This window comes from Streptomyces sp. RLA012 (assembly GCF_056270325.1).
In genome coordinates, this window is sequence record NZ_JBWDPA010000002.1 from 2,981,008 (window position 1) to 2,996,537 (window position 15,530).

Genomic DNA, 15,530 nt, shown 5'->3' on the forward strand with positions numbered 1-15,530 from the left:
CATGTGCACTCCGCCGACCAGCGCTGGGACTCTTTTCGCTGAAGAGCCGCTCATTCCCCGCCGCTACAGGCGACCTGACCAGCACTCCAATACGTCTGACACCCCATCAGAACGAGCGTCAAATGAGCGTCACGAGCGTCATTTCAGCGTCAAGATATCGCCCGTAACGCCCACACCGCACATAATGCGCACGCACGAAACCGCAGGTCAGGCGCCCTTTGCGACCGGCTCAAGGATCGCCACGCACTCCACATGATGCGTCATCGGAAACAGATCGAACGCCCGCAGCGTGCGCACCTTGTACCCGCCGTCGCGGAAGTACGCCAGGTCGCGGGCCAGCGCCGCCGGGTCGCAGGCGACGTAGGCGATGCGGCGGGCGCCGAGGGAGGAGAGGTGTTCGACCGTCCTCTTGCCGGCGCCGGCCCGGGGCGGGTCGAGGACGATCAGGTCGACCTCGGTGATGCCGGTGCGCGGGAGGTCCGACTCGACCTTGCCCTGTTCGATGCGGACGCGGTCGAAGGCGGCGAGGTTGTGCCGGGCGTCCTCGACCGCGCGCTTGCCGGACTCGATACCGAGGACCGCGCCCTTGTCGCCGAGGCGGTCCGCGAGGGCGCCCGCGAAGAGGCCGACGCCGCAGTACAGGTCGAGCGCCATCTCGCCCTTGCGCGGCATCAGGCCCTGCATGACGGCCTTGACCAGGGTGTCGGCCGCCATCGGGTGGACCTGCCAGAAGCCGCCACTGCCGACGCGGTACGTACGGCCGTCGGCGCGCTCGCGCACGAACGCGCGACCGTGGACACGGTGGATGCCGCCGTCCTTCTCCTCGACGCGCATGACGGAGACCGGCCTGTCGAGTTCGACGAGGGGCAGGCGCGCGCCGGGGCGGGGCTCCAGGATCACCATGCGGTCCTGGGATCCGGTCGCGGCGATCGCCTCGACGGACTCCATGCCGGACCAGTCGCGTTCCTCGATGCCCAGTTCGCTGACGCCCGGGGCGGCGATCATGCAGTGTTCGATCGGCTCGACCTCGTGCGAGCGGTGGCGGCGCAGTCCGGCGTTGCCGTCGGCGTCGACGGCGTACTGGACGCGCGTGCGCCAGGCAGGCACCTCGCCCGCGGGCAGCTTGTCGCCCTCGGCGGGCACCACGGTGCCGTCCCAGCCCGCCTCCTCGGGCGTGAGGCCCGCGAGGCGCTGCAGCTGCTCGGCGATGACCTCACCCTTGAGGCGGCGCTGTGCGCCCGGCTTGGCGTGCTGCCAGTCACAGCCGCCGCAGCGGCCGGGGCCCGAGTAGGGGCAGGGGGCCTCGACACGGTCCTTGGACGCCGTGAGGACCGTCACCGCGTCCGCCCGCAGGAAGCGCGCGCCCTCCTCGCCGTCCGTCACCCGTGCCACGACACGCTCGCCGGGCAGGGCGTGCCGGACGAAGAGGACCTGGCCCTCGGCCGTACGGGCGATGCAGTGCCCGCCATGGGCCACGGGGCCGATCTCGACCTCGTACTCCTCCCCCACCAGCGATTTCTTCGGTTCTGCCTGCATGGCGGGGTGACTCCAGGTGCGAAAGGGGACCAGAAAGGGGATGCCGAACGGCGAGCGGCCGGACGACAGCCCACCAGTCTACGTGGACACCGCCCGGCCGCTCGACACACATCCGTCGGACCAGTCAAACCCATCAGTCCCGTCGGACCCGTCAAACCCATCAGTCCCGTCGGACCCATCGGACCCATCGGACCCGTCAGACCCATCAGTCCCGTCAGACCTTGTTCGTGCTGGACTCCTTCGGGCGCTCCTCCGCCGGACCCCGGCGCACCGCACCCGGCGCGTTCCAGTCCTGCCGCTTGCGGGCCCGGTTCTTCGCGGCCTCGGAGGACTCCAGCTGGTAGGGCACGGAGGTGACCATCACACCGGGCGTGAACAGCAGCCGGCCCTTGAGACGCAGGGCGCTCTGGTTGTGCAGCAGGTGCTCGTACCAGTGGCCGACCACGTACTCGGGGATGATCACGGAGACCGCGTCGCGCGGGGACTCCTTGCGCAGACCCTTGACGTACTCGATGATCGGCCGCGTGATCTCGCGGTACGGCGAGTCGAGGATCTTCAGCGGTACGTCGATGCCGCGCCGCTCCCACTCCTCGCGCAGGGCCTTGGTCTCGGCCGGGTCGACGTTGACGCTGAGCGCTTCGAGGGTGTCGGAGCGCATCAGCTTGGCGTAGGCGAGGGCGCGCAGCGTCGGGCGGTGGATCTTGGAGATCAGTACGACGGAGTGGACGCGGGAGGGGCGGACACTGTCGTCGGAGGGGCCCTCGGGGGCGGCGATCTCCTCGGCGACCCGGTCGTAGTGCTTACGGATCGCGCTCATCGTCGCGTAGAAGATCACCATGCCGAGCAGGGCGACCCAGGCGCCGTGCGTGAACTTGGTGACGAGGACGACGACCAGCACCAGGCCGGTGAAGAAGGCGCCGAAGGCGTTGATCGCGCGGGAGCGGACCATGTGGCTGCGCTTGGCCGGGTCCTTCTCGGTGCGCAGATGGCGGTTCCAGTGGCGGACCATGCCGGTCTGGCTGAGCGTGAAGGAGACGAAGACGCCGACGATGTAGAGCTGGATCAGGCGGGTCGAGTCGGCGCCGTAGATGACGACCAGGAGGGTCGCCGCGCCCGCGAGCAGCACGATGCCGTTCGAGAAGGCGAGGCGGTCGCCGCGGGTGTGCAGCTGGCGCGGCAGGTAGCGGTCCTGGGCCAGGATCGAGCCGAGCAGCGGGAAGCCGTTGTACGCGGTGTTGGCCGCGAGGAACAGGACCAGCGCGGTGGCGGCGGCGAGCACGATGAACAGGAAGCTGCCCTTGCCGAAGACCGCCTCGGCGACCTGCGAGATCACCGGGTTCTGGACGTAGCCGGAACCGATCGGTACGCCGTTGTGGATCAGGTCGGTGGCCGGGTTCTCGGCCATCCGGACCTTGGTCGACATGGCGAGGGCGATGATCCCGCAGAACATGGTGACGGCGAGCAGGCCCATCGCCGCAAGGGTGCTCGCGGCGTTCTTGGACTTGGGCTTGCGGAAGGCGGGGACGCCGTTGGAGATGGCCTCGACGCCGGTCAGCGCCGCGCAGCCGGAGGAGAAGGCGCGCAGCAGCAGGAAGACGAGCGCGAAGCCCGCGAGGCCCTGGTGCTCGGCCTTGATGTGGTAGTCGGAGGTCGGCGCGCGCATGGTGTCGTCGAGGACGAGCCCGCGGAAGGCGCCCCACGCGATCATGATGAAGACGCCCGCGACGAAGACATAGGTCGGAATCGCGAAGAGCTTTCCGGACTCCTTGACTCCGCGCAGGTTCATCAGCGTGAGCAGCACGATGACGACGACGGCGCACAGCACCTTGTGCTCGACGACGAAGGGGATGGCGGAGCCGAGGTTCTCGATGCCGGACGAGATCGAGACGGCGACGGTGAGGACGTAGTCGACGAGCAGCGCGCTGGCGACGGTGAGGCCGGCCTTGGGGCCGAGGTTGGTGTTGGCCACCTCGTAGTCGCCGCCGCCGCTCGGGTACGCGTGCACGTTCTGCCGGTAGGAAGCGACCACCGTGAACATGAGCACGACGACCGCGACCGCGATCCAGGGGCTGAAGTGGTAGGCCGACACGCCCGCGATGGAGAGGACCAGGAGCACTTCTCCGGGTGCGTAGGCCACGGAGGAGAGAGGGTCGGAAGCGAAGACGGGGAGTGCGATGCGCTTCGGCAGGAGGGTTTCTCCGAGCCGGTCACTGCGCAGTGCGCGCCCGATCAAGATCCGTTTGGGCACGTCGGTCAGTTTGGACACGCAGAGGATCGTAAGCGTTCGAACGGGCGGTCGCCCACCCGCAGCTCTACATCCGATCCACATCCGATCCACATCCGTTCCACCTCTGCTCTCCGAGTGAAATCGGGGAACGGTCCCGTTGCGGATTCCGTAACCGCACACCTCCACATGTCTATATGACAAAACACCACATCAGCCCCGTAACGGAGGTTCCATGCACGCGACCGCGGAGCTCATCGGCGCCACCGCAGGACTAGTCGGCCTCGGAATCCTGACTCTTCTCAGCGTGCGCAGCTTCAATCGCCGCTGATCTCCGAAAACCCGCAGGCAAACATGCACAGGGGGTGCCCCCGGACGACCGCGCGTGTGTAGCTTGGGCGGCGGTCTGAGACCCTGTTGGGCCTGAGCCGTAACTAGTCACATTCGGAAGGACGGTCGTGCACATCGTCATCATGGGCTGCGGAAGAGTGGGTTCCGCTCTCGCCCAGACCCTGGAGCAACAGGGGCACACGGTCGCTGTGATCGATCAGGACCCCACCGCCTTCCGACGACTCGGCTCCGGGTTCGGCGGCCGTCGCGTCACCGGAGTCGGCTTCGACCAGGACACCCTGCGCGAAGCGGGCATCGAGGAGGCGGGCGCCTTCGCCGCCGTCTCCAGCGGTGACAACTCGAACATCATCGCCGCCCGGGTGGCCCGCGAGATGTTCGGCATCGAGAACGTCGCGGCGCGCATCTACGACCCGCGCCGCGCCGAGGTCTACCAGCGCCTCGGCATCCCGACCGTCGCCACCGTCCGCTGGACCGCGGACCAGATGCTGCGCCGGCTGCTCCCCTCGGGCGCCGAGCCGCTGTGGCGCGACCCCACCGGCGGGGTGCAGCTCGCCGAGGTGCACGCCTCCACCGCCTGGGTCGGGCACAAGATCAGTCGGCTCCAGGACGAGACCGGCGTACGTGTGGCCTTCCTCACCCGGCTGGGCGAGGCGATCCTGCCCACCTCGCAGACGGTGCTGCAGGAGGGCGACCTGGTGCACGTGATGATGCGCACGGACGACGTCGAGAAGGTCGAGGCGTCGTTCGCCGAGGGCCCCGAAGAGGAGAGCGGTCACTGATGAGGGTCGCCATTGCCGGTGCCGGTGCCGTCGGTCGCTCCATCGCGGGCGAGCTCCTGGAGAACGGGCACGAGATTCTGCTGATCGACAAGGCACCGACCGCCATCTCGGTCGAGCGCGTCCCGCAGGCGGAGTGGCTGCTCGCCGACGCCTGCGAGATCACGTCGCTGGACGAGGCGGCGCTGCAGCGCTGCAACGTGGTCATCGCGGCCACCGGTGACGACAAGGTCAACCTGGTCGTCTCGCTGCTCGCGAAGACCGAGTACGGCGTCCCGCGTGTCGTCGCCCGTGTGAACAACCCGAAGAACGAGTGGCTGTTCAACGAGGCCTGGGGCGTCGACGTCGCCGTGTCCACCCCGCGTCTGATGTCGGCCCTGGTCGAGGAGGCCGTGAGCGTCGGCGACCTGGTCCGCCTGCTCCGCTTCAGCCACGGCGACGCGAACCTGGTCGAGCTGACGCTCCCGCCGGAGTCGGCCCTGGCCGGCACGCAGGTGGGCGACGTGGAGTGGCCCGAGGACACCTCGCTGGTCACGATCATCCGCGGCACCCGTGTCCTCACGCCCTCCCAGGAGGACTCCCTGGAGGCGGGCGACGAACTCCTCTTCGTGGCCGCCCAGGCCCGCGAGGAACAACTGGAGGACCTGCTCTCGGTCCGCCGCGAGGACACGACGGACTAGCCCCGAGACAGCCCCTGGCCCCCGGCCCCCTCCCAAGGCCGGACCGGGCGCACGGCCCGGGACCGGGACCGGGACTCGGGCCGGGACCTCGCGACGGTGGCCGTCCCCTTGTGGGGGTCGCTTGTGGGGGCCACGAGCGTCTCGGGGGGATACGAACATGGGGGGGCGCCCGGAGATTTCCGGGCGCCCCCCCCACTGCGTACAGGAAACTAGGCGTCGCGCCGGTGACGCCCGGCCGTGGCCTCGTCGGCCGAATCCGTCGCGAGGGCGGCCTTGCGTTCCTTCTCGGCCTGCTCCTCCGCCTCCATCTCGGCGAAGACGTCGATGGGCGCCGGGGCCTTCGCCAGGAACACCCAGGTGAGCCAGACGGCCAGCAGGAACGGCGGGATCTTCAACGCGACCAGGACCCAGCCCAGTTGCGCGGTGTTGGCCCACCAGTAGAGCGGGAAGAGGACCGCGCACTTGGCGAGCAGGATCAGACCCCACGCCCAACTGGCCTTCGCGTAGGCCTTCTTGCGGCCGGGGTTGCGGGTGCGCCAGGAAAGGTTCTCCTTGAAGACCGGGCCGAGGATCAGCCCGATCAGGGGGACACCCGCGAGGGTCGTGACGATGTAGGCGACGGCCAGGCCGAGCGTGTAGAGCATGCCCGGCAGATAGAAGTCCTTCGCGTTGCCCGTCATCATCGCGAAGACCACGCCGAAGGCGACGCCGAAGACACCGCTGAAGGCGTGCTTGACGGTGTCGCGCATGGCGAGGCGGACCACGACCAGCAGCAGGGACACCCCGAGGGCGGCGATCGCCGCCCAGTGGAGGTTCTTGTTGATCGTGAAGATGGTGACGAAGAGCAGGCCGGGCACCACCGTCTCGACCATGCCCCGAACACCACCGAACGCCTCGAACAGCGCGGCCTCGGTCACGGCCCGCGCATCCCGCTGGGCGGCATCCTCGGCGTCCTGGGCGTCTTGGGTCGGCTTGTCGAGCGACGTCACCGGCTACTCCCGTCCAAGGGGTCTGAGTTCGTACTTCGGGTTGAACAGCACCCTACGGCCCCGGCTCATCGAAATGCGGCCCGAGGCGATCAACTTGCGCCCCGGCTCTATGCCCACGATGGAACGCCTGCCGAGCCAGACCACGTCCAGAGCCGCCGAGCCGTCGAACAGCTCGGCCTCCAGTGCGGGGACCCCGGCCCGTGGCCGCAGAGTGACCGTGCGCAAGGTACCAGTAACCGTGACGATCTGCCGGTCGTGGCAGTCACCGATACGCGTACAGCCCGCGGTCTCGGCGTCCTCGCGCAGCTCCTCGGACTCCAGGTCCTCCTGGGACGAGGAGAGCCGGTCGATCATGCGCCGGAACCGGCCCGCCGGCTTTTCGGAACGAGGAACAGCACTCATACCGAAAGCGTACCGGGGAGCACCGACGGCGGATGAACGCGAGCGCGCACCCGGACTACTTCTCGAACCGGTAGCCCATCCCCGGCTCCGTGATGAAGTGCCGTGGATGCGAGGGGTCCACCTCCAGCTTGCGCCGCAGCTGCGCCATGTAGACCCGCAGGTAGTTCGTCTCGGTGCCGTACGACGGTCCCCACACCTCCTGGAGCAGCTGCTTCTGGCTGACCAGGCGGCCGGTGTTGCGCACCAGGACCTCCAGCAGATGCCATTCCGTGGGGGTCAGCCGGACATCGCGGCCATCACGGTTGACCTTCTTGGCGGCCAGATCGACCGTGAAATCCTCGGTGTCGACCACGACGTCGTCCTCACCGCCCCCGGTCGGCTCCGCGCGGCGGACGGCGGCGCGCAGCCGGGCCAGCAGCTCGTCCATGCCGAAGGGCTTGGTCACGTAGTCGTCGGCGCCCGCGTCGAGCGCCTCGACCTTCTCGTCCGAGGAGTGCCGGGCCGAGAGCACCAGGATGGGCACCCGGGTCCAGCCGCGCAGCCCCTTGATCACCTCGACGCCGTCCATGTCGGGCAGCCCCAGGTCGAGGACGACCACGTCGGGATGGCGGGCGGCGGCGAGCTGGAGCGCGCCGGCGCCGTCGGCGGCCGCATCGACCTCGTACTTGCGTGCCTTCAGGTTGATCACGAGGGCACGTACGATCTGCGGCTCGTCGTCGACCACGAGCACCCTGGTCATGAAGCCTGCCTTTCTGCTGTTGCCGTGGCCAGGTCGGGCGAGCGGTGCACCGCCCTGACCGTGAGCACCATGGTGAGTCCGCCGCCGGGGGTGTCCTCGGCGTTCAGTGTGCCGCCCATCGCCTCGGCGAAGCCGCGGGCGACCGCGAGGCCGAGACCCACCCCCGCGCCGCGCGGGGCGTCACCATAACGCTGGAAGGGCGCGAAGATGCGGTCCTTGGCCTCGTCGGGGACGCCGGGGCCGCGGTCCACCACGCGCACCTCCACCCGGTCGGCCATGGCGCTCGCCGCCACCAGCACCGGCTCGTCCAGCGGGCTGTACTTCACCGCGTTCTCGACGAGGTTGGCGACGGCGCGCTCCAGCAGACCGGGGTCGACGGCGACCATGGGCAAGGTCTCGGGGACATCCAGTTCGACGCTGTCCTCGGGTACGCCGCCCAGCGCCATCGGGACCACCTCGTCGAGGTCGATCTCGCGGATCAGCGGGGTCACGGTGCCGGTCTGCAGGCGGGACATGTCGAGCAGGTTGCCCACCAGGTGGTCGAGCCGGTCGGCGCCCTCCTCGATGGCCGCCAGGAGCTCCGCTTGGTCCTCCTCGGACCAGGCCACGTCGTCCGAGCGGAGGGAGGACACGGCGGCCTTGATCGCGGCCAGCGGGGTCCGCAGGTCATGGCTCACGGCGGCCAGCAGCGCGGTGCGGATGCGGTTGCCCTCGGCCAGCTCCTTGGCCTGGTCGGCCTCGTGCTGGAGGCGCTGACGGTCCAGGACCACCGCGGCCTGCGCGGCGAAGGCGGCGAGCACCCGGCGGTCGGAGGCGGGCAGCACCCGGCCCGACAGCGCGAGCGCCATGTGGTCGCCGACCGGCATGTCCACGTCCGCGTCCTCGGGGCGCTTGGGCGACTGCGGGCCCACGCTGCCCGCGCACGTCCACGGGTCGACGTCGCCGGCCCGCTCCAGCAGGGCGACGGACTCCATTCCGAAGGTCTCCCGGACCCGTTCGAGCAGGGCCTCCAGGCTGGTCTCACCGCGCAGCACGCTGCCCGCCAGGAAGGAGAGGATCTCCGACTCGGCGCGCAGCCGCGCCGCCTGATGCGTGCGGCGGGCCGCCAGGTCGACGACCGACGCCACGGAGACCGCGACCCCTACGAAGATCGCGATGGCGACGATGTTCTTGGGATCGGCGATCGTCAGCCGGTGCAGCGGCGGCGTGTAGAAGTAGTTCAGCAGCAGTGAGCCGAAGGCCGCCGAGGCGAGGGCCGGAAGCAGTCCGCCGAGCAGGGCCGCCGCCACCGTCACGGTCAGGAACAGCAGCATGTCGTTGGCGAGGCCGAGGTCGACGGTGTTGAGCAGCAGCGCGAGGGCCACCGGGCCGCCCACTCCGACCACCCAGCCCCAGATGATCCGGGAGCGGCCGAGCCGGGCTCCCCGGGCGACCGGCAGCCCGCGCCCCTTGGCGACCTCGCCGTGGGTGACGATGTGCACGTCCAGGTCGGGACCCGACTCCCGGGCCACCGTCGCGCCGACGCCCGGCCCGAAGACGTACTGCCAGGTCTTGCGGCGTGAGGAGCCGAGCACGATCTGTGTGGCGTTCACCCCACGGGCGAAGTCGAGCAGCGCGACGGGTATGTCCTCGCCGACGACGTGGTGGAAGGTGCCGCCCAGGTCCTCGACCAGGGTGCGCTGTACGGCGAGCTCCTTGGGCGAGGCCGAGGTCAGCCCGTCGCTGCGGGCGATGTAGACGGCCATGACCTCGCCGCCGGCGCCCTTCTCGGCGAGCCGCGCGGCCCGGCGGATCAGCGTGCGCCCCTCGGGGCCGCCGGTCAGCCCGACCACGATCCGCTCCCGCGACCCCCAGATCTTCGAGACCCGGTGTTCGCTGCGGTACTCGGTCAGGTATTCGTCGACCCGGTCGGCGACCCAGAGCAGGGCGAGCTCGCGCAGCGCGGTGAGGTTGCCGGGGCGGAAGTAGTTGGACAGGGCCGCGTCGACCTTGTCGGACTTGTAGATGTTGCCGTGGGCCATACGGCGGCGCAGTGCCTGGGGCGACATGTCGACCAGTTCGATCTGGTCCGCCCGCCGTACGACCTCGTCGGGGACCGTCTCACGCTGGCGTACGCCCGTTATCGACTCGACGACATCGCCGAGTGACTCCAGGTGCTGGATGTTGACGGTCGAGACGACGTCGATGCCGGCCGCGAGCAGCTCCTCCACGTCCTGCCAGCGCTTGGCGTTGCGCGAACCGGGGACATTGGTGTGCGCGAGTTCGTCCACCAGGGCGACGGCCGGGGCGCGCAGCAGTACGGCGTCGACGTCCATCTCGGTGAAGGTGGAGCCGCGGTAGTCGAGCTCCTTGCGCGGAACCTGCTCCAGACCGTGCAGCATCACCTCGGTGCGCGGCCGGTGGTGGTGCTCCACGAACGCGACCACGCAGTCGGTGCCCCGCTCGACCCGGCGGTGCGCCTCGGACAGCATCGCGTACGTCTTGCCGACACCTGGTGCCGCACCGAGGTAGATACGTAGCTTGCCGCGTCCCATGGCCCCATTGTCTTCCTGTCACTGCTGTGTACGCAGCGTCGACCTTACGGCCAGCAATCTCGACATTTGGGGCGGGGGGTCGGCCGGCAGCCGTCTTTGACACAACCCTGATGCGCAGGTCCGGGCCGTGCTCGGCCAGGTCGGACAGGGTCGCGTCGTGCGTGGCGACCAGGACCGTCACGCGTTCGCCGCGGACGACCGCGCGCAGCGGTTCCATGAGTTCCGTGACCGGGCGGCCGGTCCCGGCGCCGAGCGGATCCGCGAGTTCGTCGGCGATGAGGAGCGCGGGGCCGTCCGCGAGAGCGCGCGATCGCCACGCGCGCCGTCACTGTCCGCCGGAGAGCTCTCCACGCCGGGCGCCCGGTGTCGTCACCGAGTGCCCGGCCGGAGCGGGAGTCAGTTGGGGTTGTCCCCGTCGGTGAGAGTCTCCCAGGCGACGAAGAGGCTGTTGGTGCCGGCCGGCCGGTTCTGCTCGGTCAGCTTCTGGGTGTTGGTCATGGGGATGCCCAGGCGGTTGTGCAGGGCGTTGTACCCCGTCTCGGTGACCGGCCCCAGCCCGAGGGTGAGGGAGCCGCCGCACAGCCAGCTCGGCACCGCCTCGCCCAGCTGGTACTTCGACTGGAATCCGAGCGCCTGCCGCAGCCGCTCCCCGACATCGGTGCCGTAGAGGTCCTGCCCCTGGATGCGGCTGGTCTCGGCGATGTGCGAGATGGCCGAGATGCCGTACCCGGTGTGGGTGAAGTCGCGGCAGGTCTCCTGGGTGAGTCCGGTGACGAAGGTGGACTGCCCCTGCCAGTAGTTGACGATCTTCGCGGTCGTGTCGAGGTTCTGGCTCGGCACGGTCTTCGGCGCCGCGCCGTCGGACGCGAGATAGACGTACGCGGCCGCCCGCGTCCGGAACTTCGCCATGGCCTTGTCGTACGACGTCCTGTCCTCCAGGAAGACGGAGATGCCGACGGCGGCCTCCATCATCGACAGCTCCCAGTTCCCGTTGGAATTCGAGCCGTTGATGATCTCGGGGAGGTAGACGGTGCGCAACATGGTCGCGAAGCGGCCGGAGTTGGTCCAGGTGCCGGTGTAGGTGTACTTGATGATCTCGGCGGCCTTGGGCCAGGAGGAGCCGGCCCAGCCGGTCTGCAGGGGCGCGTTGCTGTTGGTGTGCTCCTTGATCACGGCCGACCAGGCGTCCATCAGCTCGATGGACTTCTTGGCGTACCGCTCGTCACGGGTGAAGTACCAGGCGAGGGCGTCGGTGTACGCGGCGATGGCGTCCTGGCGCTCGTCCGTGCAGCCGTTGTCCGGGTTGGAGTACGAGCCGCACTCCACGGTCGCGCGGGGCTTGGCGGTGCGCGTCAGCGAGGCGTACTTGCTCGCCATCATCTGGTCGTACGCGGCCTTCCAGGGCTGCGCTCCCGCGTTGACCTCGGCACGGGCGAAGTCCAACTGGCCCTTGGAGACGGTGACTCCGGGGTGCGTGAAGACGGCGGGGGCGGCGTCGGCCCGGTGGGCGCCGGGCCAGGCGAGAAGGCCGGAGACCAGGGCGGCGACCGCGGCGACGGCGAGCAGGGGGAAGCGGGTGCGACGTGGACCGCGGTGTCGTGCGGGGGACTCAGGCATGCGGGGGACCATCCGTTCTTGTATGCGAACGATGAGCGCGTGCTTGAACACACGTGATGGCCGCCGACATTAGGTATAGACCAACTGTCCGTCAAGAGGCGGGGCGTTGAAAAGGGCCGCACCCCCGCGGGGATACGGCCCTGTCTCGTACGCGCCTACGCGTCAGCGAACCTCGGTGATCTCCGGTCCGCGCTGCAGCTGTCCCATGCCGCCGGAGAAGCGGGAACCGCTCTGGTCCTCCTGCTGAACACCTTCCGGCACCATCTGCGCGTCGTTCGGCAGCTTCAGGACGATCGGGTCGCGCGGGGCCATCGGGCCCTCGCCGCGTACGACGACCGTGTCCCGGAAGATCTGCTCCAGCAGACCCGCGGCCTGCGGCTGCACCGCGCCCTGGCCGGAGATCACTCCCCGCAGGAACCAGCGGGGGCCGTCCACACCGACGAACCGCACGACCTGGAAACCGCCCGTGCCGTCCGGCAGCTGCACCGGCACCTGCGCCCGCAGCTCCCAGCCCAGCGGGCCCTCCACCTCGTCGATGACACCGCCCTGCTGGGTGATGCCGGAGGCGATCTCCTCGCGCACCTCGCCCCAGATGCCCTCACGCTTGGGAGCGGCGAAGGCCTGCAGCTGGACGGCGCTGTCCTTGAGGACGACGGTGGCCGCGACGATCGCGTCACCCGCGACCTCCACCCGCAGCTCCATGCCGTCGACTCCGGGCACGAAGAGACCACCGAGGTCCACACGGCCCTCGGCGGGGTCCCGCACCTCCGAGTCGTCCCAGGGTCCGTCGGGTCGCGGCTCCGGCTCCAGCTTCACGCGCTCCTGCTCCGCCTCAGTGTCGACACTGTCGACGACCTGCTCGGCCTCGCCCGCCGCGTCCTCGGCGGCACTGCCCTTCTTGCGACGTCCGAACACGTCACTGTCCTTCCCGGTCGGATACGACCGAAGCGTATCGATTCCCACCCGTTGTGCCGCCCACGGCGGCATGACCACCAGTGGACCCGAAGCCCCCTGCGGCCCGCGCCGAGCCGGGAAGTTCCGCGACCTCCTGGAAGCGGACCTTCTCGACCTGCTGGACGACCAGTTGAGCAATCCGGTCGAAGCGCTCGAACCGCACGGACTCGTGCGGGTCGAGATTCACCACGATCACCTTGATCTCCCCACGGTACCCGGCATCAACCGTCCCCGGGGCATTCACGAGAGCGACACCGCAGCGGGCGGCGAGCCCGGAACGCGGGTGCACGAAGGCCGCGTACCCCTCGGGCAGCGCGATGGACACGCCCGTGGGCAGAACGGCCCGTTCGCCCGGCTTCAGCTCACAGTCCTCGGTGGTGCGCAGATCGGCCCCCGCGTCACCGGGGTGCGCGTACTGCGGAAGCGGGACTTCCGGCTCTACACGGCGGATCAGCACATCCACGGGGTCACGGGTCACGGGTTCACCTCGAAAGCACGGACGCGGCGGAGCGCGTCCGGGTCGTTCATGGCGGCCCGGATCTCCTCCGGGCGGCCGTTGTCGATGAAGTGGTCGACCGCGACCTCTATGAAGAGGGCGTCCGCACGGACCGCGACGGGCCCGTCCGGGCCGCCGATCCGTCCGGTGGCGGTCGAGTAGATTTTACGGCCGGCCACCGCCGTGGCCTCGGCCTCCAGGTACAGCACGGTGCCGACGGGTACGGGCCGCCGGAAGTCGGTCTCCAGCCGCCCGGTGACCGCGACGACACGCAGCAGCCAGTTCAGCGAACCGAGCGTCTCGTCGAGGGCGGTGGCGAGCACTCCGCCGTGCGCGAGCCCCGGAGCTCCCTGATGGGCGGGCCGTACGGTGAACTCCGCCGTGACGCTGACGCCGTCCCCCGCGCGGGTCTCCAGGTGCAGCCCGTGCGGCTGCTCTCCGCCACACCCGAAACACTGTTCGTAGTGCGTGCCGAGCAGCTCTCCGGGAGCGGGCGCGTCGGGATGCCGCACCGGTGCGGCGGCGTCGGCGGGGGGCTTCAGGGGTGCGGATGTACCACTCACAGCCGCAGACCTTACCCGCGCGTCCACCAAGTCTTCGCACCGTGCCAGTCTTGGCTTCATGCAGCTCTCCGCCTCACCCTACGAAGAACGTCTCACCGCCCCCCGCAGCTGGTGGGCGATCTGCTTCCTGATCGGGATCGCGATGGCCCTGGTCTTCCTCCCGTTCGGCACGCTGCCCCTGCTGGGAGCGCTGGTCGGCGGCACCGCGGTGTCGGCGGTCGTGGCGAGCGCGTACGGGTCGATCCGCATCCGGGTCGTCGGGGACTCCCTGATCGCGGGGGAGGCCAAGATCCCCGTCGCGGCCCTGGGCGAGGCCGAGATCCTGGACCAGGAGGAGGCGCGCGCCTGGCGCACCTTCAAGGCGGATCCGCGCGCCTTCATGCTCCTGCGGGCGTACATCCCCACCGCTCTGCGCGTGCAGGTCACGGACCCGGCCGACCCGACCCCCTACCTCTACCTGTCGACGAGGGAGCCGGAGCGCCTGATCGCGGCACTGAAGGCGGCGCGGACGGCGGCGTAGGGGGCAATCGCGGATGCCGACTCGGCCCACGGCCGCCCCGGCATCCAGATGCGCGCCCCTCAGGTGCGCCGTTCGCGGCGGTGTCGCACCGGCGTACGCCGCTCGACGGCCAGTGCTCCTCCGCAGCGGGTGCCCCACCGCACGAGGCGGCTCCGGCGGGGGGCGGGCGGGGCTCAGTTCCCCAGCTCCTTGGGGATCTCCCCGATCCGCAGCGGATCCGCCGGCTTCTCCAAGGGCGGCAGCTCCACCAGTGCGTCCCACGGGATTTGGGCCTTGCGCAGGTCCTTGCGGATGTGCCCCGCGAGGCGCTTGGTGTCCCGGCGGTTCATGACCGCCCCCACGGCCGCGCCCACCATGAACGGCATCAGGTTCGGCAGATCCCGGACCATCCGCTTCATGATCTGCTGGCGCAGCTCACGCTTCATGTGGCCGCCCAGCGCGGCGTTGATCGTCGACGGCTTGGTCACGTCGATCCCGCGCTCGGAGGACCAGGAGTTCAGATACGCGGTACTGCGCTGCTTGAGAGTGCCCGGCGGCCGCAGACCGTAGACCTCGTGGAGCTCGGCGATCATTTTCAGCTCGATCGCCGCGACTCCGGTGATCTCGGCGGCGAGTTCCGTGGGCATCGCGGGCGGCACCGGCAGCATCGCGGCCGCGCCGATCCCGGCGCCCACCGTGGACGTCGCGTTGGCCGCGCCCGCGACGAGCTTGTCCGCGAGCTGCTCGGCGGTCAGACCGGGGAACTGTCTGCGGAGGGTCGCGAGATCCCGCACCGGGAGCCGGGGCGCGATGTCGATGATCCGGTCGGCGAGGTGGGCCAGTCCTGCCCTGGCCTTGCTGCCGCCCTTCTGGACGCCCTTGACGACCCCGTCCCGAACGACGGCCGCGCGGCGGCCGGCGGTGGGCGCCGAAGCGTCCACCGGCTCCGGACCGTCGGCCGACGCCGGGTCGCCGACCGGCAGCAAATCGCCGGCCTGCGTGAAGGCGCCTGTCGGCGCTGTGGCGGGCGCCGGCTCGAGCGAGGCTGATCCTGGTCGGGAAGAGCCCCGCTCGTCGTCACGCACGCCTTCAGGGCCCTCTGACGGCCCTTCGTCCGCTGCCCGTGAGGAGAAGCGGCGCTTCCAAGGAGGGGTCGAGCCAGTCACGGCC

General features: G+C 70.0%; 14 protein-coding genes. 3 read left to right on the forward strand and 11 right to left on the reverse strand.

Features of this window, described 5'->3' with window-relative positions:
- Window positions 1–207: 207 nt before the first annotated feature.
- Both RV986_RS13675 and RV986_RS13680 read right to left on the reverse strand, forming a co-directional pair.
- Complete coding sequence (locus RV986_RS13675; RefSeq protein WP_475917656.1) at window positions 208–1,536, reverse strand: class I SAM-dependent RNA methyltransferase; 1,329 nt, start codon at window positions 1,534–1,536, stop codon at window positions 208–210.
- A 214-nt stretch (window positions 1,537–1,750) separates the two neighbouring features.
- On the reverse strand, window positions 1,751–3,802 hold the full coding sequence (locus RV986_RS13680) for an APC family permease (RefSeq protein WP_475917657.1): 2,052 nt from the start codon (window positions 3,800–3,802) through the stop codon (window positions 1,751–1,753).
- A 416-nt stretch (window positions 3,803–4,218) separates the two neighbouring features.
- Here RV986_RS13680 and RV986_RS13685 point away from each other — a divergent pair, with 416 nt between their 5' ends.
- A complete protein-coding gene (locus RV986_RS13685) occupies window positions 4,219–4,890 on the forward strand; it encodes a potassium channel family protein (protein WP_475917658.1) in 672 nt (223 codons plus the stop codon).
- A complete protein-coding gene (locus tag RV986_RS13690; protein ID WP_475917659.1) occupies window positions 4,890–5,567 on the forward strand; it encodes a potassium channel family protein in 678 nt (225 codons plus the stop codon). Before RV986_RS13685 ends, RV986_RS13690 begins: the two co-directional genes overlap by 1 nt.
- A gap of 209 nt (window positions 5,568–5,776) precedes the next feature.
- Here the strand turns inward: RV986_RS13690 and RV986_RS13695 are convergent, their stop codons facing one another.
- The 8 genes from RV986_RS13695 to RV986_RS13730 all read right to left on the reverse strand — a co-directional run bounded on the left by RV986_RS13695 (window position 5,777) and on the right by RV986_RS13730 (window position 13,861).
- A complete protein-coding gene (locus tag RV986_RS13695) occupies window positions 5,777–6,556 on the reverse strand; it encodes a DUF3159 domain-containing protein (RefSeq protein ID WP_475917660.1) in 780 nt (259 codons plus the stop codon).
- A gap of 3 nt (window positions 6,557–6,559) precedes the next feature.
- Window positions 6,560–6,958 (reverse strand): OB-fold nucleic acid binding domain-containing protein, encoded by a 399-nt coding sequence (locus RV986_RS13700; RefSeq protein WP_365155931.1) that lies wholly within the window; start codon window positions 6,956–6,958, stop codon window positions 6,560–6,562.
- Between the two features lie 55 nt (window positions 6,959–7,013).
- Window positions 7,014–7,697, reverse strand: coding sequence for a response regulator (locus RV986_RS13705; RefSeq protein ID WP_475917661.1), 684 nt, complete (start codon window positions 7,695–7,697; stop codon window positions 7,014–7,016).
- Window positions 7,694–10,231, reverse strand: a complete 2,538-nt coding sequence (locus RV986_RS13710) for a sensor histidine kinase (protein WP_475917662.1) — start codon at window positions 10,229–10,231, stop codon at window positions 7,694–7,696. Before RV986_RS13710 ends, RV986_RS13705 begins: the two co-directional genes overlap by 4 nt.
- A gap of 396 nt (window positions 10,232–10,627) precedes the next feature.
- Entirely contained in the window at window positions 10,628–11,848 is a 1,221-nt protein-coding gene (locus RV986_RS13715) for an alginate lyase family protein (RefSeq protein ID WP_475917663.1), read from the reverse strand.
- 162 nt (window positions 11,849–12,010) lie between these two features.
- Window positions 12,011–12,763: a DUF3710 domain-containing protein gene (locus RV986_RS13720; RefSeq protein ID WP_475917664.1), complete on the reverse strand. Its 753-nt coding sequence runs from the start codon at window positions 12,761–12,763 to the stop codon at window positions 12,011–12,013.
- A 1-nt stretch (window position 12,764) separates the two neighbouring features.
- Window positions 12,765–13,280: a dUTP diphosphatase gene (gene dut / locus RV986_RS13725; RefSeq protein WP_475917665.1), complete on the reverse strand. Its 516-nt coding sequence runs from the start codon at window positions 13,278–13,280 to the stop codon at window positions 12,765–12,767.
- On the reverse strand, window positions 13,277–13,861 hold the full coding sequence (locus RV986_RS13730) for a PaaI family thioesterase (RefSeq protein WP_475917666.1): 585 nt from the start codon (window positions 13,859–13,861) through the stop codon (window positions 13,277–13,279). The genes dut and RV986_RS13730 overlap by 4 nt, the downstream gene beginning before the upstream one ends.
- A gap of 58 nt (window positions 13,862–13,919) precedes the next feature.
- Between RV986_RS13730 and RV986_RS13735 the strand changes: the two genes are divergently transcribed.
- Complete coding sequence (locus RV986_RS13735; RefSeq protein WP_475917667.1) at window positions 13,920–14,381, forward strand: DUF3093 domain-containing protein; 462 nt, start codon at window positions 13,920–13,922, stop codon at window positions 14,379–14,381.
- A 173-nt stretch (window positions 14,382–14,554) separates the two neighbouring features.
- On the opposite strand, the gene RV986_RS13740 is transcribed toward RV986_RS13735, so the two are convergent.
- Window positions 14,555–15,526, reverse strand: a complete 972-nt coding sequence (locus tag RV986_RS13740) for a hypothetical protein (RefSeq protein ID WP_475917668.1) — start codon at window positions 15,524–15,526, stop codon at window positions 14,555–14,557.
- Window positions 15,527–15,530 lie beyond the last annotated feature (4 nt).